Below are 26,832 nucleotides of genomic sequence, written 5' to 3'. Positions count from 1 at the left end.
AGTTGAATCCTGTGATACTACCGTCCTATTTAGTGAGTAGGATGAAAAACTATGAAAAAGTCAATTTGTCATAGTTTTAGAAATCAGGTCAAATTTATGCCAAACAACATGCAAATAGAAAGCAATAACTTAAAGGTCTTAGAGGATCAATTAAATCATGAAGCACTTATGAACAAAAAGTTCCACGAAGTTGCTGGAATGTGCCAGGACTCTAATTTAAAAAATCTATGCAACCAAGCTGCAAATGTTCACAAACAAAACTTTACTTCACTTAAATCTTATTTAGACTCTCATCAATAACGTAAAATTTAATTAATTGGAGGGAAACATAATGCAAGAAAAAGACTTAATGCAGGATTTACTTACTAGTGAAAAACAGGTTATATCAGCTTACAGCACAGGAATAACTGAAGCTTCCTGTCAAAATCTTAGAGATACTTTAGTTAACAACTTTAAAAATGTTGAAGATGTTCAATACAAAATATTTGATGCTATGAAGCAAAAGGGCTGGTACGCTACAAAGGATGCTCCAGATGCTGATGTTACTAAAGCTAAAAATGATGCTAATAAAATGATGGGTGAATTGCAATAATGTATACTAACTTTCCAAAATCAATACCTCCTCAAAAACAGGATAAGCAGCCTGGTGTAGAGGCATTGATGAATCCAAGACCTATTTTTGACGACCCTCAGTATAAAGGTTCTGATAAGTTAAAGGATAAGGCAGCTTTAATTACCGGTGGAGACAGCGGTATCGGAAAGGCTGTAGCTATAGCTTATGCTAAAGAAGGCGCAGATATAGCTATAGTTTATTTTGATGAGCATCAAGATGCAGAAGAAACAAAAAGTCTTATAGAAAAATTAGGACGAAGTTGTATATTAATACCTGGCGATGTAAGCAACGAAGACTTCTGCAGGGAAGCAGTTGAAAAAACTATAACTGCCTTTAACAAAATAGATATTCTTGTGAATAACGCTGCGGTGCAGTATCCTCAAAATAGTATAGAGGACATAACCTCTCAGCAGCTTGAAAAAACCTTTAAAACAAATATTTTCAGTCTTTTTTATATGACAAAGGCTGTTATGCCTCATTTTAAGGATGGCAGTATTATAATTAACACTGCCTCTATTACTGCATACCAAGGCAGTAAAACTTTAATAGATTACTCTTCTACTAAAGGTGCAGTAGTTACCTTTACCCGTTCTATGGCTGCATCTTTGGCAAATCGCAACATAAGAGTTAACGCCGTTGCTCCAGGACCAATTTGGACTCCTCTTATTCCTGCCTCCTTCAGCGAAGAAGATGTTGGTACCTTTGGTTCAGATGTAACCTACGGAAGACCAGGTCAGCCAGTGGAGCTAGCTGGTGCCTATGTATTTTTGGCTTCCAGTGATTCTACCTATGTATCTGGGCAAACTATCCATGTAAACGGCGGAGAAATTGTAAACGGATAAATATAATTAGTCTTTAATTTTAACAGGCTGGTATAAAAGTAATATTAAATACCAGCCTACAGTCCCTATACTCAATTTTCAACCCTTCCAATAAGTGCTTCCTCAATAACTATACCTTCTACTGGCTTACTAAATAAATATCCTTGAACCTCATCGCAGTTAAGCTTCCTTAGTATTTCTAATTGTTCCTTTGTTTCTACCCCTTCTGCTACTACTTTAATTCCCATACTCTTAGATAAGTCAATTATAGTCTTGACTATAGCCTCGTTTTCCTTATTTTGAGTTATATCCCTTATAAAAGACTTGTCTATTTTTAGTTTGTCTATAGGGAACTTTTTCAAGTAGGCTAAGGATGAATACCCGGTACCAAAATCATCTAAAGCTATTTTTATACCCATGCTCTTTAATTCATTGAGAATTTTAATAGTTTCTTCTGGATATTTCATAAGAGCACTTTCTGTAATTTCAACTTCTAACCAAGCAGGATCTGCTTTAGTTTCATCTATTGTATTTCTCACATATTCTATAAACTTCGGATCTTCAAACTGTTTACTAGATACATTTACTGAAATTCTTATAGGCTTTTTATTTAATTCCTGCCATCTTCTGCTCTGAAGACAGGCAGTTTTCATAACCCATCTGTCAATAAAATCAATCAGTCCGTTTTCCTCTGCAAAAGGTATAAACTTGTCCGGTGGAACAATTCCATGTTCAGGGCTATGCCATCTTATAAGAGCCTCTACCCCTACTACCTTGTTATCTACTATACGAATTTGAGACTGGTAGTAAAGAATAAATTCCTCTCTATTTATAGCTTTAATAATAGAGTTCTCCATAGATACCTGATTTAAAGTTCTACTGCTTAAGGCTGGTTTATAAAACTCATAATAGTTCTTTCCCCTTTCCTTAGCGTAGTACATAGCTGCATCAGCATTTTTTAGAAGTTCGAGAGCAGTCTCACCATGCTGCGGATATACTGCTATCCCTATACAAACTGCTATATTGAAGTTTCTATTGCTAATCTTCCAATCTCTATTTATAGATGCTATTATCTTGTCGCACAGCTGCAGAACTTCTTCCTCACTTTTAACCTTAGGCATCAATATACCAAACTCATCTTCACCAAGTCTTCCAAGTATCATATCCTCTCCTAGACAGGAAGGAAGTTCTTCTGCTAAATCTCTTAAAAATTTATCGCCTGCATCATAGCCTTCAATATCATTTATTATTTTAAACCTGTTAATATCAAGATATAAAATAGCTATGCTTACAGAATTCTCTTTTGCAGTAGCAACGAAATCCTCTATACACTTCAAAAATAAGAGTCTATTTGGCAGCCCAGTAAGCTGATCAAAATATACTACATGATATAGCTTTTCTTCCGTTTGCTTTTGTTTAATACCTGGCAGCAGCACTTTATATTTTAATATCCACAGTATTGCAGCACCACCTATTACAAAAACTAGTATAAGCAGTGCAAAGAAGTATATTTTAGTGTTGATACTTTCTTTATAGACTTCTCTTGGAATCTCTACCTTTAATATTAAAATAGGCTTTCCCTGTATATCCTTTATCAGAGCATATCCGCCCATAGCTTCTTTATTTAATGTCTGAGTAAAGCTTTCATTTCCTTTTTCAAAGAATAGCTTGGCCTCTTTAAAATCATTGGCTATTTCCATGCTGTTGTAGAGGCTGTAAGTTACCTTTAAGGTTGTTGCCTCAGAGATACTTTCCACTATTTTTTCATTAAGATATCTTCCTATAATTAGCCTTCCTTTGACAGGTCCTGAAAAACTACTGGTTATAATAGGTGCTGAGGAGACCATTATAGGAGTTTTTTCAAAGACCATTGTTCCTGACTCCCTATCTGATTGGTTTCCTACCGCTGTAAGATTTGAAAATCTAATAATGTAATTTTCAAAACCTGCTGGTGCTTCTGTTTTTTTACCTTCTTTCAAATCAAAGTATCTGCTGTAAATAATTTTTCCATCTTCATTTATAAAAATCATAAAGTTTATTTTATAATTAGTAAAAACATCATCTACTAGATTATTGTCAATATAGCTTTTATTCTTATTTTGGATAAATTCGTAGGTTTCGTCCCAGGCTGCCCAGTCGCTGGCACTAGTATTCAAGCTGTTTACTTCTCTATCTAATGCATATTTTGCCCTGTTTATATTTTCCTCTACAATTTTATTTTCCAATAGGGAAAATTTTTTAAATACTAGTTCATTAGAAATACCAGATAACACTAGCATAAAAATCAACGTACTTATAATAATGGTATGAGCAGTCTTATTTATCATTGTCATTTTCTTATCCCCTCATTTCTCAATAGAGCGCTATCCCCTTTCCCTCCTTAGTAACCACTTACCCTTTGTGATTTTATACTATGCAAGGTTTTACCTTCTTGCTACCTTGTACATAAAAGCATTTATTAAAAATTTACTAATAATTTTTTGTAATATTTGTAACCATTTCGGTGCTGTAAAATAAAATAATAGTGTAAGCAAAATTAATGAGGTGTATAACTTAATGGATAACAGGGAACTGCTGGCAAGACTTATAAAATGTGAAGCCGGTGGAGAAGGTGACAATGGCATGAAAGCCGTTGCTTCTGTTGTAATGAACAGAGTAAGAACGCCCGGCGGTGAATATCAAAGAATAGGTCAAGGTAATGTAAGAAATGTAATCTATCAAAAAGGCCAGTTTGACTGTACCCGTCCAGTACTTGGTGGAGTAGCTAATCCTCAGACTCTTTGGGCTAATCCTCCAGAGCAAATACATTATGATATTGCCGATTGGGCATTAGCTGGTAACAGATTATTTACTGTAGGGTCCTCTTTATGGTACTTCAACCCATATGCTCCTTGCCCTTATCTTTTCCCATATAACGGAAACGGAACCTTTCAAGTAAAGGTGGAAAATCATTGTTTCTATAATCCTACAGCAAGTTATTTTCAAAGCTAGTTAACTACTATTTGTATCACTAAATTTAAAAACAGAAAGTTACGGAGCCTTTAATTTTATAAATTTATCACGGAGGTATTTTTATGTATCCAAATTACTGCTTTAATTGCATGATGCCTTGTCAAAGAGCTGTTCCAATAATGCCTGGCTCATTTCCTGGTTCGTTTCCAGCAGCTACTGGAACACCTATTAATATGTATGAAGGAGAGGATATGATGGCTGATGAAATGATGCAAGGAACTGAAATGGGTCCTGCTAGCGGCGGTGCTGGAATGACTCCTGGTACTGGTATGGGAACTGGTGTGACTCCTGGTACTGGCATGACTCCTGGTACTGGAACTACTGGTGTTCAATCTCCTCAGGCACCTTTTGCTGGTTCACCTTTCGAAACTGCACCAGGCTCACCTACTATTCTAGACACTGAATATACTCAAGGCTACTTAAGAACTCAGGTAGGTAAAAGAGTATTAGTAACCTTCCTTCTAGGAACCGGTACTCTTCAAGACCGTACAGGAGTTTTGGAAAAGGTTGGAATTAGTTATATTATCATAGGAGAACCAGAAACAAATAGACGTACACTATGTGATATTTATTCTATTAAATTTGTAAGCATCCTTTCATAAGTAAAAGACCAGCACTGCTGGTCTTTTATTAAGATATTTGTTTTACTTCCTTTAATATCTGCTTTTCCTCTTCCCCAAAGTTTATCATATCTCTTACTATAAACAGAGGTCTGTTCTTGCTCTCATCGTATATTCTCGCTACATATTCTCCTAGAATTCCTATAGATAGAAGCTGTATTCCACTAAAGAATATGATTCCTTCCATTATAAAAGTCCAACTGTTAATGGGACTTCCACCTGCAAGTTTCATAATTATTGAGTAAAGCAGCATTGCTAAGGATAAAGCTATGGTTACAGTTCCTAGCTTTGTTACTGCCCTTAAAGGTTTAGTGGAGAAGGAAATTATACCGTCACAGGCTAACTTCAACATCTTCTTTAAAGGATACTTTGTCTCTCCTGCAAAACGTTCATCTCTTTCGTACTCAATATAACTTTGATTAAAGCCAACCCAGCTTACCATTCCTCTTACAAATCTATTTTTTTCAGGCATAGATTTAAATACTTCTACCACCTTTTTATCCATAAGTCTAAAGTCACCGGTGTCTCTAGGTATTGCAATTTCTGACATACAGGATAGAAATTTATAAAAACACTTAGCAGTGAATAACTTAAAAAAAGTTTCTCCATTTCTCTTCTTTCTCTTTGCATATACTACATCGAAGCCGCTTTTCCATTTATCAATCATGTCTATAATCAGCTCCGGAGGGTCCTGAAGATCTGCATCTATTATAACAACTGCATCTCCTTTAGAATTAAAAACTCCTGCAGTAACTGCTGTCTGGTGACCAAAGTTTCTAGCAAAGTCGATTATTTTTACCTTTCTGTCCTCCTTTGCTATAGACTTCAGTATTTCCAGAGTTCTGTCCTTGCTGCCATCGTTAATAAATATGAGTTCATAATCCAGCTCAGCAGTATTCATAACCTCCTTTAATCTCCTATAGCATTCCTCTGCTACTTCTTCTTCATAATACATAGGTACAACTACTGAAATTAAAGCCTTATCATCCATTAGTATATGCTGGTTAAGAAAACTTAGAAAAACTTAATCAGTGCCTCCATTCATTATTAATTTACAGCTCTAAGTTTTTATCCTAACTATCATTATTCTTTGGTAAAAGAACTTTTATTCTTGGTCAAAATGTACATGGAGCCACTGTCAGATATAACCCTAAGCTTATTATCTTCTATAACCTTAGTAAACTCTTTTCTTTTAGGGACTAATATAACAGAGTTTTCTCCATCCTTAAGAAAGGCTTTAAAACCACCATCCTTAGGTATCAAATCCCAATAAAACTCTGCAGACAGCAAATCGCTTTGCTCCCAATCCTTCATTTCACTAATAGGCCCCACATTTATTTTTGCATCTGCACCATAATAGACATAAACGTCAGCACCTCTTATATCCTCACTCAAGTGGATGTTTTGAATATTTACCCTTTTACTGTCATTTTTAAATTGTACAATGTGCTTTAAAATTACAGTCTCATAGGTGCCTGCCCCTACTAAAAGGGATATAATCACTGCTAGTTGAACTGCTGCATTTCGTCTTACTCCCCTTATTAAAGCACCACATATTCCGCTGACTGCTATAGCTATAGGAATATACACTGGATATATGTACCAGTATATCTTTGTACTGGCCTTTGAATAGGCTAGTAGGGGAACTAGTATCCATAAAACTAACGCCAGATAATAATTTCTCTTTTCAGTATTAATTTTATCCTTTTTTATTAAATCAGAATTTGAGATATAGTAAATAAATAAACCTAATATAAGAATTGCAAACCACATGGAATAGTAGGACCTTAATGTATTAACATAAAACCACTTATTTCCTATATGTCCTTCTAAGGTTCTGCTTGTTCTTGCTAAAAGGTCATAATTTATCATCATGTTGAAAAATTCAAAACCATCTCTGCTGTATCTTAAAATCCCCCATATTAATATAGGAGAAAAGGAACTTAAAATAAATAAAATCCATTCTTTAATCTTTAGCTTAAATAAAGTCTTAGTAAAAAGCAGATAAATAAAGCCTGTTAACGCTATGCTTAAGGCATGCCAGCTTTTAGTTAAAAAAGCTAATGAAAATGCTAATCCTACTAAATATAAAAATCTTCTATTTTTTTCTATTAAAATCATAGATATCATAGCTACAGTGAAAAACAACACAAATAATGCATCTGCATCTCCTGTTCTAGCACTGTGAATTACAATATACTTTGGTGATGTAGTAAGAATTAATACACAGATTAAAGAAGCTGCTGCTCCATGTTTATATTTCACCAGCATTGCTGCTATAAATATAGTTAAAAGAGCTGCAACTGCAGAAAATAATCTTAAACCTAAAGGATTGAAGCCTGCTATTTTATAACCAAGGGCTATTGCCCAAAAGCTTACAGGAGGCTTTAGGTTCCAGTAATCATTTTTATATCCGTAAGTGTTTACTATAAAGTCATTATTTTTAACCATTTCATAGGCACTTACCCCATGTCTTGCCTCATCCCAGCTGTAGATAGGGGTTTCTCCTAGATAATAAAAAAGATTGAATAATGTTAAGGAGAGTACAAGCATTAGAAATACATAATAGTATTTCTCAATAAAACTCAGCAATTTATCCAGGCTATTTGATTCAGTACTTCTCATGTCGGCACTCCTTTTCCAAAAGTTAACCCAGTTGTTATTTTGTACAACTGGGCTCAATTATATTCATTAATATAGTTAAAAGCTATTCCTTTATAAATAAACTAAAGGAGCTGTTACATTAGCGATTTTTTTAATCACTATGAACAGCCCCTTTAATTTAGAAGGTTCTACGCTATTTTAATTTTAGTAGTTTCCTTGTTGATGCATAGCTTCAGCAACTTTTACGAAACCAGCGATGTTAGCACCAGCAACTAAGTTGTATCCAAAGCCATAGTCTTCTGAAGCTTTCTTACAGTTGTTGTAGATGTTAACCATTATTTGGTGTAACTTAGTATCTACTTCTTCTGCAGTCCAAGCTATTCTTCCACTGTTTTGAGCCATTTCTAATGCAGATGTAGCAACTCCACCAGCGTTAGCAGCCTTTGAAGGTCCTACTATTACGCCGTTGTGTTGGAAGTACTCAACTGCTTCATTTGTACATGGCATGTTAGCAGCTTCACAAACAAATTTAACTTTGTTTGCAACTATTTGCTTAGCTTCATCTATTTTAATATCATTTTGGATTGCGCATGGTATTATTATGTCAGCTTTAACGCCGAATGGTTTTTGTCCTGGGAAGAATTCTACGCCATATTTGTCAGCATAGTCTTTAATTCTTGCACCTTTGTTTATTCTTAACATTTCAACCATGTAATCTATCTTCTCACCAGTTACTCCTTCTGGATCATAGATGTATCCGTCTGGACCGGAAAGCGTTACAACTTTTCCACCTAACTCGCTAACCTTTTGGCAAACTCCCCAAGCAACGTTACCAAAGCCTGAAACTACAACAGTTTTTCCTTCGAAAGTTTCTCCTTCATGCTTTAACATTTCGTTACAGTAGTAAGTTACTCCGAAACCTGTAGCTTCTGGTCTTACTAAGCTTCCGCCATAAGTTAAGCCTTTTCCAGTAAGAACTCCATTTTCAAAAGCTCCTCTGATTCTTCTGTATTGTCCATAAAGGTAACCAATTTCTCTTCCACCAACACCAACGTCTCCAGCAGGAACGTCAACGTCTGGTCCAATGTGTCTGTAAAGTTCAGTCATGAAGCTTTGGCAGAATCTCATGATTTCAGCATCTGATTTTCCTCTTGGATCGAAGTCTGAACCACCTTTACCTCCTCCTATTGGAAGACCAGTTAAGGAATTCTTTAATATTTGCTCAAATCCTAGGAATTTGATTATTCCTATGTAAACTGTAGGATGGAATCTTAATCCTCCCTTGTAAGGTCCTATAGCTCCGTTGAATTGAACTCTGAAACCTCTGTTAACTTGTAACTTTCCAGCATCATCAACCCATGGAACTCTGAACATGATTTGTCTTTCTGGCTCACAGAATCTCTCTAAAAGATTTTCTTCGATGTATTCTGGATGTTTGTCAAGTACTGGAGCAAGTGATCCTAAAACCTCTTCAACAGTTTGTAAGAATTCTGGCTCATTGCCATTTCTTTTCTTAACGTTTTCAATGACCTCTTTAATGTAGTCTGCTGAGTTTACTTTTACATTTGTCATTTTATTTACCCCCATATATGAATTTATTTTATCATTAAATTTGTACAATTGATGTCTAAGTTTCTTTACACTATTTATATTCGATAACTATTGAATTAATCCTTCTCTTTTTTTTTAATCTTTTTTAATTTCTTAATTAATAATTTATCAAAGATTCACTGTAGTTTATGTGTTACAAATAGAACTTAAACCTCACTATGAATTTTTTGGTACTGAATTATAGAATTTTCACATGGACTTTATTCTACTCCAATTGGACTGCTGTAATTTATTTAATTTATAAAAACATTTCCAAAAAGCACTATGCATTAGTTTTAATATTCAGAATTATATGTCTGTTAATTATTTAACCTTGTTTACAAAACGTTTACATTTAATATTTTAAATTAAATATAATTTTTAGTAACAATCTCTATAAAATCGGAGATTATGTTCCATTTTATGGATTAATCTGCATTTTTATAAAAATAAATGTCACAACTTTATGCAGAAAAGCATACTATAGTAAGTGGATAGTATCATTAATATAAAGGAGATTATAATGTTATCTGATAAGGATTATATAAGACACTCACTAGAAACAAATCTATTCTTCTTAAGAATTGTAAAGGAGCATGCCATCTTCGCAGCAGCTTCTCTACCTCCAAGAGACATAACAGTATCCCGTCAGTTAGTTGCCTTAAAAAACACCTTCGAAAAACTCTTAGCTAGAACAGTAATACTGGCAAATGGAATAATAGGAAAAGAAGCCCTCTCCTCTGGAGAATTTGTGACTAAGCTTACACTTCCTGCTGAAAAGCAGACTCAAGCATTAACTGGTATACCAATAGATACTAGAATTACTCAAAGGGAACTTAACTTAACAGCTGCTACCCAAGGAAAGCAAACTAAACAACTGTTAAAGCAGGTTTCCATGTTAAATAAGGCTGCAATATCAGGGACAAATACTGCTATAATATTTAAATCAAATCTGTTAAAGAATATATCTACCTGTAAAGCCTTTAGCTATACTTATCCTTCTATGCTTCATCATATAATAGAAGAATCTAAATTCTACGTTATGCTTCTTACTAAACTTGAGAATAAAGATGGTATTGACAGTATTAGAGAAATGATTGAGCAGGAAATTCTTTGGAATGATATTATGGGAGATCATTCTAAATTTATAAGAGGATATCTAGACCCAACTGAGGTACAGCTTTTCCAAAAGGCTAACGATTTTGCAAATACCTTTGACGCCCTTCAAAAGCAGGTTAATTCCCTTAAGAAGGAACCTAATAGATTCCCAGCAGTTACAAAGAAAAGCTTAAATGAAGTTACAGAATTGAGGAACTTTAAGAAACAGGGTACTGAAGGAATTCTAGATTGTAAGATAAGATCTGTTATGCTGCCACTTTTGGCAGACCATGTAACTAGAGAAGCAAATCATTATTTGAGACTTCTTAGAGAATTTAGTACTGTTCATAATGTATAAATAAAAGCGCCACCCAATTAAGCTTGGGTGGCACCTTTTTATTCTTCATCGTAAAAATCTAAATAGGAGTGTTTTTCTCCGTCCTTCTGCCAACCTAAAATTGAATCCATGTTGACATTTTGTGCTGCTTGGAATACAGACTTTTCTACATCCTTAAAGTTTTTCTTTAATTCAACTAGTAAGTCCTTAATTTCATAGCGCTTGTTTCCTATTTTCTCCGCAGCTACCATGCAGGCACAGTTTAATGGCCATATACCAGCATTTTGTGTAAAACGCTGAATGTTCTGCTCTTCAATATAGTAAAGAGGACGAATTAATTCTAATCCTGAGAAGTTTGTTGATCTTAATTTGGGAAGCATTGTTTTAAAGTTCCCTGAGTAAAGTACATTTAATAATGTAGTTTCAATAACATCATTAAAGTGATGTCCAAGAGCTAGTTTATTACAGCCTAATTCCTGTGCTTTTGAATATAGCGAACCACGACGCATTTTTGCACACATATAGCAAGGGTAGTCCTTTGCAATACGGTCTACTACTTCAAAAATACCAGATTCAAATATGTTAATAGGAATATTTAGGTATTCACAGTTATCAATTAAAAGTTTTTTTATATCTGGATGATATCCTGGGTCCATGGCGATAAATTCTAATTCAAACTTCATCTGGCCATGACGCTGTAATTCTTGGAATAGCTTTGACATAAGTAAGCTGTCCTTTCCTCCAGATACAGCTACTGCTATCTTGTCTCCCTCTTCTACTAATTTGTAGTCCTTTATAGCTCTTATAAATTTTGACCATATATGTTTTTTATATCTCTTGGTAATACTACGTTCTATTTCCTCTAGTGGCTTTCTTTCATTAAAGGGAACTAATACGTCGCAACCACTTCCTGCAATATCACTCATCTTTAACACCTCGCTTTTTGACCACATCATTATATCATTTTTTTAATTTTTTGTCTTTGAAAATTATCGTAACTTGTAGATACAATTACCAAAAAGAATTATTTCTTAGATAACAGCTTATTTATATTAAGATGTATAATGTTATATAAAACTAAAAACCCTATAAGATTAAATCTTATAGGGTAAAGTATTCAAAATGTTATTATCTTCTGAATCCTCTGTTGTTGTTGTTTTGTTGCTTCTTTGCTCTTCTGCAATCAGCACATCTTTGTGGCTCGTTTTCGAATCCTTTCTCTTTGTAGAAAGCTTGCTCTCCCTCAGTGAATACGAAATCTTTACCACAGTCTTTACATACTAAATTCTTATCTGCCATGTTAATTTCCTCCTTTTTGAAAATTAAGATTTAAAACTGACAACTAATTCTCAAAACGAGGACATGTTGTTCACCATTATTAAATCTCCTTAGCGATTATTTTAACCGCTAGTACTTATTCATAATACCATACCACTATTTATTATGCAATAGATAATAAAATAATATTTTAAAAATCGTTAACCATATTTATGAAATATTTACTATTCCATCTATTTGGTGATGCAAATTTCTGTTTTAATCTATTGAATAATTTTCAGTTTACTTTGCTGCTCTTTGAACCTTAACACTTTTCCCTTTTATAGTCTTATGCTGAAGTGCCTCTAGCACCTGCTTTCCTTTTCCATCTAATATATCCACATAGGAAACATTATCTTGAACATCTATGATTCCGATATGATCTGCAGTTATACCTTCAATGCTGGTAATAGTCCCCACTATATCTCCTGGTCTTATTTTTTTCTTTTTCCCAGCACCTATATATATTTTCATGATTTCCTTGTTAAGCTTAGCACTTTTGTCGGTTTTCAACTTAGGCTTAACCTTAGACTTTTCCTCAAATATTTTTCTTCCCTGCTCTACATCTTCATTAGAAGGCATCTCAGCTCTTTCTATTTTATATCCCACATATTCTTCTATGTCACTTAAAAATCTATGTTCATAAGGAGTTACAAAAGTTATTGCCATTCCTTCGCTGCCTGCACGACCAGTTCTTCCAATTCTATGAACGTAACTTTCATTTTCTAGCGGAATATCGTAATTTATAACATGAGTTATATCCTCTACATCAATTCCTCTGGCTGCTACATCAGTAGCTACTAAAAAGCTGAATTCCCCTCGCTTAAAGCTTCTAATAGTATCAATTCTTTCCTTCTGAAGCATTCCTCCATGAAGTGCACTTACAGAATAACCTCTATTTTTCATTTTCTGAGCTAAGGTTCCTACGTTATCTTTTGTTCTGCAGAACAGTATACAGCTATCTGGTCTTTCTGTGTATATAACTTTATTTAAAAGATTAAATTTCTTATCCTCTTCAATTTCGTAGTACACCTGTTTAATTTTTTCCCTATTTAGTGTTTTAGATTCAATCTCAATATTAGTAGGATTAATCATGTATTTACGGGCTAGTTCTTCTATTTGCTCTGGCATAGTTGCAGAAAACAACATAGTTATTCTGTCTTTAGGCAGCTTATTTATTATAGCCTCCACTTGGTCAATAAAGCCCATATTCAACATCTCGTCAGCTTCATCTAGGATTAAATATTTAATCTTATCTAAGCTTAAGGTTCCTCTGTCAATATGATCCATTGTTCTTCCTGGAGTGCCTACTACCATATGAACTCTCTGTTTTAGCTCTCTTACCTGTGATTCGAAGGGCTGTTTACCAAAGATAGCTGCAGCTCTTACTTTTTTAAATCTTCCTATATTAGTTATATCTTCTTTTACCTGAATTGCTAATTCTCTAGTAGGTGTAAGCACTAATACCTGGGAGTCTCTTTCTTCTATGTCTATTTTTGTGCATAGAGGAATGGCAAAGGCTGCAGTTTTTCCGCTTCCAGTTTGGGATTTTACTATGATATCTCTGTCCTCAAGAGCTAAAGGTATAACCTGCTCCTGAACTTCTGAAGGTTTTTTATAACCTAGAAGGTCTATAGCCTTTAGGATTTCTTCATCTATATTGAAACTTTTAAATTCTAAATTTGTCATACTTGTTTCTCCTTCTTATATTTTCTTATGAACTTAAATTATAACAATTTTCTCTAATAAAAGCATTCTTTTCATTAATATATCTAATTATTATATTTCCCAAAAGATAATATAAATAGTACAAAATTAAAGGCGAAGCTAATTAATTAACACTAAAGTTTCAATAATTATTTTTAAAACCAGTCACAAAATTACAATTTCTAAATATGCTGATAGTAGCATTCAAAATGAAAGGCTGGTGTTATTTATGAAAGTGATAATTGTAGGTGGGGGTTGGTCTGGCTGTGCCGCTGCAATTACAGCTAAAAAAGCAGGAGCTGAGGTAGCCTTATATGAAAAAACCGATTTATTATTAGGGCTTGGAAATGTAGGAGGGATATTTAGAAACAATGGAAGATATACTGCTGCAGAGGAATTAATAAACCTAGGTGCAGGAGACTTGATTCGGATTATGGATGCCAATGCTCGGCATAAAAACATAGACTTTCCTGAGCATAACCATGCATCTCTTTATGATGTAAGTAAGGTTGAGCCAGATGTGCGAAAGTACTTATCAGATTTAGGTATCGAAGTTAACTTAATTGCCAGAGCAGCTACAGTGGAAATGGACAATAGGAGGATTAAAGCCATAAAGCTTCAAGATGGCAGCCTTATAGAGGGAGATGTATTTATAGACACTACCGGTTCTACTGGTGCTATGGATAACTGCTCTAAATACGGAAATGGCTGTGTAATGTGTGTTTTAAGATGTCCTACCTTTGGCTCAAGAGTTAGCATAAGTGCTAAGGCTGGTGCAGCAGACTTGTATTCAGAGAGGGTTGATGGAACTCCTGGTGCCTTTAGTGGTTCCTGTGAAGTACCAAAGGACAGTTTATCTGATGAGTTAATTAAAGAGTTAGATGAAAAAGGTTCTGTGGTGCTAAAAATTCCACCTGAAGATGTTAACTCAGATAAACTAAATATTAAGGTATGTCAGCAGTATGCGCTACAACAATTTGCAGAAAACTTAGTATTACTTGATACTGGCCACATTAAGCTTATGAGTCCTTTCTATCCTATTGATAAGCTTAGAAAAATCCCTGGTCTAGAAAAAGTCCGATTTATGGACCCTTATGCTGGCGGAAAGGGTAACTCCATAAGGTATTTAGCTGCTGCTCCTAGAACCAATGACTTAAAGGTAATTGGAGTGGATAACCTATTCTGTGCCGGTGAAAAGTCTGGCTTCTTCATAGGTCATACCGAAGCTATTTGCACAGGCTCCTTGGCAGGTCACAATGCAGTAAGATTTGCTGCAAAGATGCCTTTGCTGGTTTTACCTAATGAAACTGTCATTGGTGATATTATTTCTTATTCTAATTACAGGCTGACTACTGAAAATGGCAATAGGATAAGACATACTTTTTCTGGAGCAGAGTATTTTAACAGAATGAAGAAGATTGGCTTATACTCAACGGATAATGGGGAGATTAAGGATAAAATCCATAGACTAGGCCTGTCTGATATTTTTGATAAAAAGTTAGTATAGAACAAAATTGAAGACTGTACCATGCTTTGGTGCAGCCTTCAATTTTTATATCAATCAGCCTTTGCTATAATAACTATGCTCAAGTTAACTTTATGACTTTTATAGTATTATTATTTTTTTATGAAACTTATTATTTCTTTCTCCACTTTTTCTACATCTGGAACATAGCTTTTTAATACTTTCATAGTTCCTCTTAAAGTATACTTGCCAAGAGCTGCAGGAATTAAAATACTATCTCCTTTTTTAAGTTTTTCAAGTCCACCCTCATAGGCTATTTCTCCACTCCCATCTACCACAGTGAAAACAAAAAATCTTTCTTCATTACTTGCTTCTTCTACTTCAGTTCTTAGGTCATACAGTTCTATACAAAAATCCTTACATAAACATAGGTAGGTTTTGTCAAAGCCTTCATTTTCTATTTTGATTCCCGTACTTTTTTCTCCTCTTAGCCTTAAATCAACTACGTCTAAAGCTTTTTCTATGTGAAGTTCTCTATCCCTTCCATAGTCATAGACTCTATAGGTAATGTCGCTATTTTGTTGAATTTCCGCAATAATAACTCCTTCACCTATGGCATGTATTAGTCCACTTTTAACAAAGTATACCTCTCCCTTTTTTACATAAACTTTGTTCATGTAAGGCTCCAAGTTTCCAGTTTCTATAGCATCTTTAAACTGATCCCTTGTACATCCTTCCTTTGTTCCAACTACGATATTTGCCCCTTGAAAGGCTTCTACTACATACCATACTTCAGTCTTTCCCATATCTCCTTCTACTTCTCGTCCATATTTATCGTCAGGATGTACTTGGACAGATAGACTCTCCTTTGCATTTATAAGCTTTATTAAAAGAGGAAACCAGTCCTTAGAGATTTTTGTTCCAATTAGTTCACTGCCCTTTTCTTTTATTAAAATGTCTAATCTTTTTCCTTTAAGTTCCCCATTTGCAACAACACTTGTTCCATTTTTGTGACAGGCAACGTCCCAGCTCTCTCCTATATTTCCTTCTGGAAGATTATCTCTGAATAATGATAAATCTCTTCCTCCCCATATTTTCCCAAAGTATAAGTTTTCAAATTTTATAGGATACATAGCAGTCCTCCAATTTTAATTTATATATCTATACTCTATTATATATATTTTTAATCTTTTCTTCAAATTCCCTATGAAAGCTTATAACAACATTGACAAACACAAATACTAAGTATAAAATGAGATAAGTTTTTACCAAAATTAAACTTAAAGGGGAGACAACTATATGACAACATCCTTTGACATATTAGGACTTAATGCCAATTTAATAGAAGGACTAAAAAAAGAAGAAATAACGGAACCTACAGATATTCAAGCTAAGGTAATACCTTTAGCACTAGAAAACAAGGATATAATAGGTGAATCTCAAACAGGAAGCGGAAAAACCCTAGCCTATCTGCTGCCTATATTTCAAAAGGTAGACAGCAGCAAAAGAGAAATGCAGGCAATAGTACTGGCACCTACCCATGAATTAGTTATGCAAATAGATAGACAAATAAAGCTTTTAGCTGATAACTCCGGCATACCAGTGACTTCAACTGCTATAATAGGAGAGGTTAATGTTAAGAGACAAGTGGAAAAATTAAAGGAAAAGCCTCATATAATTGTAGGTTCAACAGGAAGAATATTTGAACTTATAAAAATGAAGAAGATAAGTGCTCACACTGTTAAAACCATAGTGATAGATGAAGGAGACAGATTGTTAGATAGAAACAATCTATCTAAGGTTAAAGATGTAATTAAAACTACTATGAGAGACAGACAGCTTATGGTATTCTCTGCTACTATAAAGGAAGAAACTCTTAAGGAAGCAAAGGCTTTGATGAAGGATGCTGAAGTTATAAAGGTTGCAGATAAAACTTCTGTAAATCCAAACATCTCACACATATACTTGGCTGCAGAACAGAGGGATAAAATTGAAGTTTTAAGAAAGCTAGTAGCTGCTATAAGCCCAGAAAGAGCTATTGTATTTATTAATAAAAGTGAAGAGACTCAGCTTACTACCCTGAAGCTTCAGCATCACAATATTGCAGCTCATGGAATATTCGGTAATGCATCAAAGGAAGACCGTAAGAAGGCTATGGAAGGGTTCATAAGCGGAAAAATCCAAATTCTAGTTGCTTCTGATATAGCTGCTAGAGGTTTAGATATAAAAGACGTAAACTACATATTTAATTTAGATTTACCAGAGGACCCAAAGGAATACTTACACAGAGTTGGAAGAACAGGAAGAGCCGGAAAGTATGGCTGTGCTGTTTCTGTTGTCACAGAGAAAGAACTTTCTTTAATAAAGAAATATGAAAGGGAGCTTGATATAGAAATTCAGCATAAGGATATCTATAAAGGGACTTTCGTTGATCCTAGAAAAGCTAAGCCTGCTGTTAAAAAAGATGTTAACAAAAATTCTGACGTAAAGAAAAAAAAGTTTAAATAACAAACTTACAATTACTTTAGAGTGCAAATACAATGTTTTTGCACTCTAAAATCATATTTTAACCCTTTGGTAGGAATCTCTATCAAATTCCTTTATTCCTCCCTTTACAGAATGTTTTACTTGATACATTGCAAAATCTGCATGTTTTATAAGTTCATCGTAATTGCCTCCATCTATAGGATAATAGGCTATGCCGCTAGAGCATTTTATTTCTTTCTCTAGTCCTCCTGGAAGCTGAAATCTTTCACTTTCTCTATAAAAAATTTCTTTTATTTGTGCAAAGGCACTTTCTTTACCTGTAAAGCCATGAATATATATTGCAAATTCATCTCCTGATATTCTTGAAATCACTGCTCCAATTTCTTTAAAGACTGATATATTCTTTGCTGTGCACTGTATATAGTTATCGCCTATTTCATGACCATAGGTATCATTTATATATTTAAGATTATCTAAATCCATAAAAATCATTGCCCCAAAGCTTTTAGGGTCTTTCTCAATGATATCACTTACAATTCTTCTAAAAGCACGTCTATTATATAAACCTGTAAGAATGTCGTAATCTCTATCGTACTCAAGCTTTTTCCTCTCTTCTACTTCATCGGTTATATTGGTAATAATGCCTAGAAGATTTTCTCTATTTTTTATTGATTTAACTTTTATCCATATGCTGTTCTCTGAATTACTAAATTTATACTCAACGGTAAGGTTGTTTTCCTGCAATATGGATTTAAAGATTTTTTCTCCTAAGATATCAAACCATTCATCATTAGATATATAGTTATCTCCGTTAATATGTTCAATATTAAGCATATTAAAAATGTTATCTGTTAGATAGGTCTTTCCTGTGTTTAAATTATATTCAAAGCAGCCTATCCTTTCATCGACTAGATTAAATATTTCTGTCAACCTAGCTGCCAAATCGTAAACCTCCCCACTTATATCTTCTAGTGCAGTGGTTAGTTCATCTATTTCGGATATTCCACTCTTCTCTAAATATAACCTGCCTGCTTTGTCCTTATTTTTTATTACTTCCTTTGCTAGCCTTGAAATAGGTCTTGCAAAATAATTTGAACCTATAATTATTATTATGATCGATACCACTATACAAAGGACAACGGATAACGCAACTGAAATTAATAGCTTAGATAAAACTTCATTATTAGGAATTAGTCTTAATATATCATCTGCTGAAATATATAGAAAAAAAACAAACATGGATGCTATTATAACCATTATAGCTATGGACATGGTGATAATTCTTAACCTAATTGACATGCCATGCTTTCTTTTCATAACTCCTCTCTACTCCTTTTATTTTTTACATATCTACTCTAAAAAATTTTCTACTATATTTCATTATATTATTGGTACCATTAATAGGTGATTAATCTATAAATAAAAACCGCCTCGGAAGCATACTCTGCTCCAGAGACGGCACTATCTTTTCTATTATTCTACAAATTCAACTATTCCTTCTTCAAGCTTAGCAATTCTAGCTAATGAATACACATCATATCCTTTATTGTCTAAAGCTTTACGGCCAGGTTGAAAGGATTTTTCAATTACTATACCAATTCCAGCAACCTTAGCTCCTGCCGCCTCCACTAAACGGGCAGCTCCTAATGCAGCTTCTCCATTGGCTAGAAAGTCATCAATAATTAGTATTGAGTCATCTGCTTTAATATACTTTTTTGATAGTGTCAGTTCATAATCTACTGACTTTGTAAAGGAATGAACGGTAGTCTGATACACATCTTCATTTAAGATTTTTGATGTCTTTTTCTTTAAGGTTACCATCGGTAAATTCATTTGCATAGCAGTCATAACTGCTGGAGCAATTCCTGAGCTTTCGATAGTAAATACCTTTGTGATTCCATGGTTCTTGAAATAATCTTTAAAATAAGTTCCCATTTGATACATAAGCTCTGGGTCTACTTGATGGTTTAGAAAAGAGTCCACCTTCAATACATTTTCGGATAATGCTTGTCCTTCTTCTTTTATTCTTTTATGCAATGCTTTCATTTATATCACCTATTTCACAAGATTTTGTGCTTTCTTCTTTTAATATTAAATTTAATACTAGTGCTGCTATTGTTCCTGTTGAAATCCCCGATGAGAAAATCATCTTTAAGCCTTCTGGAAGTTGTGAGATAAAATCTGGACGAAAGGTAACTCCCAGCCCTAATCCAATAGATGTAGCTATAATTAATAGGTTACGATTATTTATCTTTACACGACTTAGAGTTTCAATCCCTGCTGCTGCCACTGTTCCAAACATAACAATTCCAACTCCACCAAGTACAGGTTGAGGCATTATATTTATTAATGCTGCAAACTTAGGGAATAATCCTAGAAGAACTAATAATATTCCAGCCATCATTGTTACATAACGGCTTGCTACCTTTGTTAGCGGAATTAATCCGATGTTTTGACTAAAGGATGTATTAGGTAATGCTCCAAAGAATCCTGCTAGCATACTTCCTACTCCATCTGATAAAACCCCTGCACCTATACCCTTTTCCTCTGATTTTATTTCTGAAACCTCATTAATAGCTTTTAAACATCCTACTGTTCCTATTATTGTAACAAAATAAGCTGGAATAAAAGGTAACACAACATTTAAGTTAAAGTTTATTCCATGTCCAAAAATCTTAGGTAAGGATAACCAGCTTGCCTCACTAACAGATGAAAAGTTTATCATACCTAGTGGTATACAGATAACATATCCTAGAGCCATTCCTATTAAAATCGAGGCACTGCTTATCAATCCTTTTCCATAGTGATTTAGTAACAATGTAATTATCATTATTAATAAAGCTATAGAAATATTTTTTAAACTACCATAATCGCTACTTCCTACACCGCCAGCAGCCCAATCTATTGATACCGGCAGTAATGTTAAACCAATTAAAGATACTACCGTTCCTGTTACAATTGGCGGGAATAATTTCATAAGAGGCTTAACAAAAAAACTTAAAATAATAACTATAAAAGAGCCTAAAATTGTTGCTCCAAAGATTCCTGCCAGTCCAAATTTTGATCCAACTACAATTGCTGGTGCTACGAAGGTAAAGTCTGTTCCCATAACACAGGCAACTCTAGCACCTACTGGTCCAATACCTCTAGATTGAATAAAGGTAGCAACCCCTGCCATTAAAATACTGCTACTTATTAATGCTGTTGAAGTTTTTGCATCCAGACCTAATGCCGCTGAAATAACTATTGGTACAACAATAATTCCACCAAAGGCTGCAAAGATATGTTGAAAGCCTAATAAAATTTGTGTTAACATCTTAGGCTTGTCTTCAACTCCATAGATTAATTCAATGTGATTTTCCTTCTTCTTCATCTTTCCATCTCCCTCTATGATCTAAAGTATTTGTCTATCATACATAGAGCGTCGTAAGAGATACTAAGGCATATTAGAAATGCCAAATAAAAAAACACCCCAATAAAAATTGAGGTGTTGAGTTCCAGATAATCAGATTAAAATCCGTCTCCCCCCTAAGGTATGCCTAAATCTTAGATATACCCTAGGAGCGATGCTTATCCTAAAACAATACCTCGTAGTCTGCTAATTTACGGCTAGCAGGTAGAAACTTTCGGTCCATATTACCGATGATATACGAGCTTTTTGTATGATATGGAGTATTATATCACACTCCCCTATAAAAAAACAAATCTTTTAAAAACTTTTATTTTAACTAGGAAATTTTATAATATAATTAATATTAAGAAGTAAAAAAGGGGTGTTGTATATGAGTAATTTTATTACATCAAAGTGGCTTTATGAACATGCTGAGGATAAAGATTTAGTTATAGTAGATTGCAGAGCTGATTTATTTGATAAAGACTATGGCAAAAAGCTTTATGAAGAAGGGCACATTAAAAATGCTTTTTTCCTGGATGTTAAAAAGGATTTAGCTGACGAAGAAAGGGAACATGGAGGAAGAAGTCCTCTTCCGGACCTTAAAATGCTAAAAGATAAGCTTGAAAGCATAGGCATAAGTAATGATAAGACTGTTGCAATTTATGATGAGGCAAAGCTTGCAGGAGCAGAGAGATTTTGGTGGATGATGAAGTATCTTGGCCATGATAAAGTTTATGTGTTGAATGGAGGCATAAATAGCTGGATAGAGGAAGGCTATCCTCTTTATAAAGAAGTTCCTATGGCTGAGAAAGGCAATTTCAACATAAACTTAAGGGAAGATATTAAAACAGACATATTTGAAATTAAAGGCAAAATGGCCAATAAAGACTTTATTATAGTAGATTCCAGAGCTCCGGAAAGATATCGTGGAGAGGTTGAGCCCCTTGATAAAAAAGCAGGACATATACCTGGGGCAAAAAACTTCGATTGGAAAAACGTACTTGATGAAAAGGGAAAGTTTAAATCAGAGGATGAACTTAAAGAATACTTTAAGCCTTTGAACAATTATAAGGATATAGTTCTTCAATGTGGTTCAGGAATTGATGCTTGTGGTAACTTTATAATATTGGATGAGTTAGGTTTTAAGCCAAAGCTTTATGTAGGCAGCTGGAGTGATTGGGTTAGCTACGATGACAGCCCTGTTAGCAAGGGAGAAGAATAGAAAAGGCGCCCACTCCTGGGGTGCAAATGTACCCCAGGTACGGACACCATTATCTCTTGAGAAAGATTTGCTCTGAAAATAGAGTAACTAATCTCTATTGAATAGCTGAACAAGTTCTTCTCTTGACAGCTTATTTATCATGCTGCTATCCTTAAGCTCACCTGTAATAATGTTATCAATTAGTTCCTTTTTATGTTCCTGAAGCGTAAGTATTTTTTCCTCTATGGTACCTTTGGCAACTAGCTTAACTACTTCTACTACATTCCTCTGACCAATTCTATGAGCTCTATCTGTTGCCTGATTTTCTACTGCTGGATTCCACCAAGGGTCAAAGTGAATAACCAAGTTTGCCGAAGTAAGGTTAAGTCCCGTTCCTCCTGCTTTTAGGGAAATTAAAAACACCTTTACCTCTTCACCATTATTAAATTCATTTACCAGTCTAACTCTTTCTTTAGAAGGAGTAGATCCATCTAGATAGAAATATTCAATTTTCCTATCCTCTAAGGATTCGCCTATTTTCTTTAATGCGGAGGTAAATTGAGAAAACAACAAGGTTTTACCTCCAGAGTGTATGTTTTCTTCCAGCAGTGTCATTGCTGCCCTAACTTTTCCGCTGCCACCCTTATATTCCTCTAATATTATAGAGGGATCTAGACAAATCTGTCTCAGCTTTGTTAAATAGGAAAAGACTTCAATTTTCCCCTGAAAATTATTTTTCATCTTTGCTCTCACATCTTTTATATAAGAGCTGTATACCGCCCTTTGAGCTGTAGTCATTTGTACAGTCATCTTCTTTTCAATTTTATCTGGAAGCTCTTCTATAACTTCTTTTTTAGTTCTTCTTAAAATAAAGGGTTTTATTAATAATTTGAGATTTTCTAAATCAAATTCTGTGTCGTAAATAAATTTTTTATAAAAGTTTTCCTTAGAGTACAAATATCCTGGCATTACAAAATCAAATATTGACCAAAGCTCCATTAAATTATTTTCCATAGGTGTTCCTGTAAGTGCAAATCTTGTCTTAGCCTTAATTTCCTTAACAATCTTTGAGGTCTGAGCCTCAGAATTTTTTATATTTTGAGCCTCGTCTATGATGCAGTAGTCAAATAAAATTTCATTATATTTTTTAATATTATTTCTTAACGTCCCATAGGTAGTTAAAATAACATCATAATCCTCCAGGTTACTTATTATCTTTTCATGTTCGCTGGAACTACCATGAGCAACTCCTATTCTTAAAGTTGGAGAAAACTTTTTGAATTCATCCTTCCAGTTATATATTAAGGAGGTAGGTGTAATTATTAAGGATTTTTTATCCTCTTCAGATAGAAGAAAGGCTATTGTTTGAACGGTTTTACCAAGTCCCATTTCATCTGCCAATATGCCACCAAAACCAACCTCACTCAAGCTTTTAAACCACTTAAATCCGCCTACTTGATATTCTCTAAGCTTCGCCTTTAAGTCTCTTGGCAGAAGTAGTTCTTTACTATTCAATTCAGTTAGTTTATTTTCTATATCTTTTAATAAATTTACACCTTCTCCTAACTTATAATCCCTGTTTTTTAAAGCTTTTGTTATATACAAGGCTTTATTCTTCTCTATTTGTATCCATTTGTCTTCTATCCTAGCATCCTCATTTAATACCTGAATTAAATTAAGAAAAGTTATTACACCTTCATCTTGAAAATCCAGGAACCCGTTATCCTTGATTTTGTAAAACCTGTTATCTGCTTTATAACTTTCAATTATATTATTTAATTCCCCAGCATCTATATCTCCAATATTGTAATTAAAGTTAAAATAGCCATTTTCCTCGTATAAGTCTATCTCAATAGACCTGGAGTCATATATTTTAATATTCTCTAGTCCCTTTCCAAAGGTAACTGAACCTAGGGAGTGTATAATATTTTCTCTATTATTTAGAAGATTAAAAAGTTCTTCATCTCCGCCAACAAATAGCAGCTTGTTCTCCCTTCTGATAAACCTGTAATATTCTAGCTTCATAAGAACCTTCTCTTCTCTGCTAAAGTCTCTTATAAGCTGCATCTTGCTGCTATTTTCATCTAATATATTAATTTTTTCATTATAATAAGTTGCATATACGTCACAGTATATGTATTCTTCTTCCTTATAGATATGGAATTCAAAGCTTAAGGAATTAGAGGAAAACCTCTTTACCTCTTCTGAAATAGTAACATTTTTCGAAATACTGTTTAGTAAGGAAATAAGCTTATTATAATTTTGTATAGTTTTAACAAACTGTACTCTACCATTTTTTTGAAACCCTTCATATAAGAGATTATATTTTCTAATTTGATTTTTTGAAGGAAGATAGAGTTCTTCATTAAAAAGATATACGTCCCTATTTTCATTTAAAATAATAGGAAGTTTTTTATGAGTTGTTAATATAAGATGGTCCTCTTTTTCTTTAAGAGTGAAGCTAAGTGGTAAATCTTCTTTAAAAACAAAGGTTTTATATTCTATACCCTTATATTTAAATATAATTTTATCTTCAAGAATACAGCTTAGAAACTTTCTTAATTCCTTAGGGTCTATTATTAAATTCCTACCTGTGCTTGAAATATTCTTGTTTGTATGGACTTTTTCCCTTATGAAATCTATAATTTTCATATCACTGAGGCGAATTTCATGATTTATGGGATTGTAGGCAAACTGATTATTGAAATATATTTTTTTCCCTTTGTCTAATGCTGAAATAAAGCTTCTTAAGTCATCAATTAAATACTTATGTTCGAAGCCTAGACGAAACTCCAGCTCATAGGTGGTTACACCCTTCCACAACTTATGAGTTACCTTTATTCCAACAGCTACCTTATCCTTCTCAATTTCCTTTCTAGGCAATTCCTTCTGATTTTCTTTTTTCTTGTAAAGCTGGCTTAAAAACTTATATCCAGTGCCGGTTAAATGCTGACACATAAATAATTTCCTGGTTTTAGATAACTCTTTAAAGTCACTGCAACCACAGCTTACAGCCTCTACTTTTTTATCTGATAAATTTATTTTTATATAAGTCTTAAATTCATTATGGGTTACCGCGTTTAGTACATCTCCATAAATATGGTAGAAGTTTTCTATCTTTCTTCCTCTTATACCGGAAACTAGTCCTCTCTTAAAGACCTCTTCTCCAGTTTTTTTCATTAAATTGGAGGCTGGTTTGAAAATTATTTCTTCTAACTTTTTTATATTCATTTTCTCCCCCTTACCTTGTTGTTTTATTTTAAGTACTATAGTTAACTCTAATAATATAATTATACTATGTTTTTATGGTTTTTATTTTTTATTTTTTACTAAAGTACTTATCGGAAGTCTTGAAAGTTAATAAAAAATAAGCCCGACCTTTGCCGAGCTTATTTTTATATGGTTATAAAAGCTTCTCTATTATATAACTGCTTGGTAAGCAGACTGCTAATCCGTTGTGGTATCATCAGTGATATCATCCCAAGACTCCTTCATGCAGTGGCATGACTTCTTCATCATTGGATATGACATGGCAGGCTTCATAGCTGGGTGACCCATCATGTGACATGGGGCTTTCATCATCATAGGGCATGGTCTTTTTACCATATGACACATAGGTTTCATCATAGGGTACGGCTGTTTTGGCATTGGTGGACATGGCATCATAGGCTGCATAACTTGAGGTTTTATCATTATAGGCTGCTCTACAGGCTGTACTATCGGATGAATTTTTAACTGTATATTTGTATTTTCTACTACTGGCTCTATTTTAAACTGCACCTTTATTGGATCCATTACCACTGAGCCAACCTTAGGTTGTATATTAAGCTCCATATCTTGTGATTCCATTTTTGGCTGTATATTTAATGGCATACTTTGTGATTCCATCTTTGGCTGTATATTTAACTCCATGCTTTGCGCGTCCATCTTTGGCTGTATATTTAATTCCATGCTTTTCGGCTCCATCTTTGGTTGTATATTCAATTCCATGTTTTGTGGCTGCATCTGTGGCTGTATGTTTAATCCTAAGTTTTGTGGCTCCATTTGTGGTTGTATATTTAATCCCATACTTTGTGGCTGCATCTGCGGTTGTATATTTAATCCTAGATTTTGTGGTTCCATCTGTGGCTGTATATTTAATCCCATACTTTGTGGTTGCATCTGCGGCTGTATATTTAACCCCATGTTTTGTGGCTCCATATGAGCCTGTATATTTAATTCCATGTTTTGCGGCTGTATCTGTGGCTGTACTTTTACTGGCTGTACTGGCGATGGTATATATTGTGGCGTTTTTTGTGGCTGAGGTTGTGGTTTTGGCTGAGCATATTTTTGAGGCTGTGCTTTAATAGGCTGAGCATAATTTTGCGGCTGTTGTTGTGGCTGCTTCATTTTTCTTTCCGTTTCTTCCTCTTCCATTCTATACATCATCATTGGGCACATCATAGGATACTGAAAAGGCATATAATCTTCCATTTCATAGTCTCGGTACATGATTTTCCTCCAATTAAACATTACATCAATTTATTATATGCAGAGCTTTCTACTATGTTCATGGTTAATATTAAA

Annotated in this window: 22 protein-coding genes and 1 riboswitch; of the genes, 9 read left to right on the top strand and 13 right to left on the bottom strand. The window is 34.1% G+C overall.

Going from position 1 to position 26,832, the window contains the following annotated elements:
* The first annotated feature begins 51 nt into the window (after window positions 1–51).
* Genes N4T77_RS05030 through N4T77_RS05020 form a run of 3 tightly spaced genes read left to right on the top strand, consistent with a single transcriptional unit; the run spans window position 52 to window position 1,455 of the window.
* Window positions 52–300 (top strand): hypothetical protein, encoded by a 249-nt coding sequence (locus tag N4T77_RS05030; RefSeq protein WP_261670648.1) that lies wholly within the window; start codon window positions 52–54, stop codon window positions 298–300.
* Between the two features lie 31 nt (window positions 301–331).
* On the top strand, window positions 332–592 hold the full coding sequence (locus N4T77_RS05025) for a spore coat protein (RefSeq protein ID WP_261670647.1): 261 nt from the start codon (window positions 332–334) through the stop codon (window positions 590–592).
* Window positions 592–1,455 (top strand): SDR family oxidoreductase, encoded by an 864-nt coding sequence (locus N4T77_RS05020; RefSeq protein ID WP_261670646.1) that lies wholly within the window; start codon window positions 592–594, stop codon window positions 1,453–1,455. The genes N4T77_RS05025 and N4T77_RS05020 overlap by 1 nt, the downstream gene beginning before the upstream one ends.
* A 71-nt stretch (window positions 1,456–1,526) precedes the next feature.
* Here N4T77_RS05020 and N4T77_RS05015 read toward each other — a convergent pair whose 3' ends face one another.
* Entirely contained in the window at window positions 1,527–3,767 is a 2,241-nt protein-coding gene (locus N4T77_RS05015; RefSeq protein WP_261670645.1) for a bifunctional diguanylate cyclase/phosphodiesterase, read from the bottom strand.
* A 223-nt stretch (window positions 3,768–3,990) separates the two neighbouring features.
* On the opposite strand from N4T77_RS05015, the gene N4T77_RS05010 reads away from it, so the two are divergent.
* Window positions 3,991–4,425, top strand: coding sequence for a cell wall hydrolase (locus N4T77_RS05010; protein WP_261670644.1), 435 nt, complete (start codon window positions 3,991–3,993; stop codon window positions 4,423–4,425).
* An 83-nt stretch (window positions 4,426–4,508) separates the two neighbouring features.
* Window positions 4,509–5,048 carry a hypothetical protein gene (locus N4T77_RS05005; RefSeq protein ID WP_261670643.1) on the top strand — a complete coding sequence of 180 codons (540 nt, stop codon included), beginning with the start codon at window positions 4,509–4,511 and terminating at the stop codon, window positions 5,046–5,048.
* A 28-nt stretch (window positions 5,049–5,076) separates the two neighbouring features.
* Here the strand turns inward: N4T77_RS05005 and N4T77_RS05000 are convergent, their stop codons facing one another.
* The 3 genes from N4T77_RS05000 to gdhA form a co-directional block, all read right to left on the bottom strand.
* Entirely contained in the window at window positions 5,077–6,057 is a 981-nt protein-coding gene (locus tag N4T77_RS05000; protein WP_261670642.1) for a glycosyltransferase family 2 protein, read from the bottom strand.
* A gap of 92 nt (window positions 6,058–6,149) precedes the next feature.
* Window positions 6,150–7,691: a glycosyltransferase family 39 protein gene (locus tag N4T77_RS04995; protein ID WP_261670641.1), complete on the bottom strand. Its 1,542-nt coding sequence runs from the start codon at window positions 7,689–7,691 to the stop codon at window positions 6,150–6,152.
* Window positions 7,692–7,874: 183 nt separating this feature from the next.
* The gene (gene gdhA / locus N4T77_RS04990) at window positions 7,875–9,242 is read right to left on the bottom strand and encodes an NADP-specific glutamate dehydrogenase (protein ID WP_261670640.1); all 1,368 of its coding nucleotides are present in this window, start codon (window positions 9,240–9,242) and stop codon (window positions 7,875–7,877) included.
* Between the two features lie 541 nt (window positions 9,243–9,783).
* Here gdhA and N4T77_RS04985 point away from each other — a divergent pair.
* A complete protein-coding gene (locus N4T77_RS04985) occupies window positions 9,784–10,716 on the top strand; it encodes a DUF2935 domain-containing protein (protein WP_261670639.1) in 933 nt (310 codons plus the stop codon).
* 38 nt (window positions 10,717–10,754) lie between these two features.
* Here N4T77_RS04985 and N4T77_RS04980 read toward each other — a convergent pair whose 3' ends face one another.
* The 3 genes from N4T77_RS04980 to N4T77_RS04970 all read right to left on the bottom strand — a co-directional run bounded on the left by N4T77_RS04980 (window position 10,755) and on the right by N4T77_RS04970 (window position 13,701).
* On the bottom strand, window positions 10,755–11,621 hold the full coding sequence (locus tag N4T77_RS04980; protein ID WP_261670638.1) for an ATP-binding protein: 867 nt from the start codon (window positions 11,619–11,621) through the stop codon (window positions 10,755–10,757).
* A 202-nt stretch (window positions 11,622–11,823) separates the two neighbouring features.
* The gene (locus N4T77_RS04975; RefSeq protein ID WP_261670637.1) at window positions 11,824–11,994 is read right to left on the bottom strand and encodes a zinc-ribbon domain-containing protein; all 171 of its coding nucleotides are present in this window, start codon (window positions 11,992–11,994) and stop codon (window positions 11,824–11,826) included.
* Window positions 11,995–12,255: 261 nt separating this feature from the next.
* Window positions 12,256–13,701, bottom strand: coding sequence for a DEAD/DEAH box helicase (locus tag N4T77_RS04970; RefSeq protein ID WP_261670636.1), 1,446 nt, complete (start codon window positions 13,699–13,701; stop codon window positions 12,256–12,258).
* A 247-nt stretch (window positions 13,702–13,948) separates the two neighbouring features.
* Between N4T77_RS04970 and N4T77_RS04965 the strand changes: the two genes are divergently transcribed.
* The gene (locus N4T77_RS04965) at window positions 13,949–15,226 is read left to right on the top strand and encodes an FAD-dependent oxidoreductase (RefSeq protein WP_261670635.1); all 1,278 of its coding nucleotides are present in this window, start codon (window positions 13,949–13,951) and stop codon (window positions 15,224–15,226) included.
* 110 nt (window positions 15,227–15,336) lie between these two features.
* Here N4T77_RS04965 and N4T77_RS04960 read toward each other — a convergent pair whose 3' ends face one another.
* A complete protein-coding gene (locus tag N4T77_RS04960) occupies window positions 15,337–16,317 on the bottom strand; it encodes a type I phosphomannose isomerase catalytic subunit (RefSeq protein WP_261670634.1) in 981 nt (326 codons plus the stop codon).
* A gap of 166 nt (window positions 16,318–16,483) precedes the next feature.
* On the opposite strand from N4T77_RS04960, the gene N4T77_RS04955 reads away from it, so the two are divergent.
* Entirely contained in the window at window positions 16,484–17,692 is a 1,209-nt protein-coding gene (locus N4T77_RS04955) for a DEAD/DEAH box helicase (protein ID WP_261670633.1), read from the top strand.
* A gap of 51 nt (window positions 17,693–17,743) precedes the next feature.
* On the opposite strand, the gene N4T77_RS04950 is transcribed toward N4T77_RS04955, so the two are convergent.
* The 3 genes from N4T77_RS04950 to N4T77_RS04940 form a co-directional block, all read right to left on the bottom strand.
* Window positions 17,744–18,988, bottom strand: a complete 1,245-nt coding sequence (locus N4T77_RS04950; protein ID WP_261670632.1) for a GGDEF domain-containing protein — start codon at window positions 18,986–18,988, stop codon at window positions 17,744–17,746.
* A gap of 156 nt (window positions 18,989–19,144) precedes the next feature.
* On the bottom strand, window positions 19,145–19,717 hold the full coding sequence (locus N4T77_RS04945) for a xanthine phosphoribosyltransferase (RefSeq protein ID WP_261670631.1): 573 nt from the start codon (window positions 19,715–19,717) through the stop codon (window positions 19,145–19,147).
* On the bottom strand, window positions 19,701–21,044 hold the full coding sequence (locus N4T77_RS04940) for a nucleobase:cation symporter-2 family protein (protein ID WP_261670630.1): 1,344 nt from the start codon (window positions 21,042–21,044) through the stop codon (window positions 19,701–19,703). The genes N4T77_RS04945 and N4T77_RS04940 overlap by 17 nt, the downstream gene beginning before the upstream one ends.
* A 198-nt stretch (window positions 21,045–21,242) precedes the next feature.
* Window positions 21,243–21,344, bottom strand: a riboswitch (purine riboswitch).
* Between the two features lie 109 nt (window positions 21,345–21,453).
* Here N4T77_RS04940 and N4T77_RS04935 point away from each other — a divergent pair.
* Window positions 21,454–22,287, top strand: a complete 834-nt coding sequence (locus N4T77_RS04935; RefSeq protein WP_261670629.1) for a sulfurtransferase — start codon at window positions 21,454–21,456, stop codon at window positions 22,285–22,287.
* An 87-nt stretch (window positions 22,288–22,374) separates the two neighbouring features.
* Here N4T77_RS04935 and N4T77_RS04930 read toward each other — a convergent pair whose 3' ends face one another.
* Both N4T77_RS04930 and N4T77_RS04925 read right to left on the bottom strand, forming a co-directional pair.
* Entirely contained in the window at window positions 22,375–25,497 is a 3,123-nt protein-coding gene (locus N4T77_RS04930) for a DEAD/DEAH box helicase (protein WP_261670628.1), read from the bottom strand.
* A 216-nt stretch (window positions 25,498–25,713) separates the two neighbouring features.
* A complete protein-coding gene (locus N4T77_RS04925; protein ID WP_261670627.1) occupies window positions 25,714–26,757 on the bottom strand; it encodes a hypothetical protein in 1,044 nt (347 codons plus the stop codon).
* Window positions 26,758–26,832 lie beyond the last annotated feature (75 nt).

This window comes from Clostridium sp. CX1 (genome assembly GCF_025398335.1).
GTDB lineage: Bacteria > Bacillota > Clostridia > Clostridiales > Clostridiaceae > Clostridium_AM > Clostridium_AM tanneri.
The sequence above is the reverse complement of the archived record's forward strand: the minus strand, read 5'-3'. Positions and strand labels throughout refer to the sequence as shown.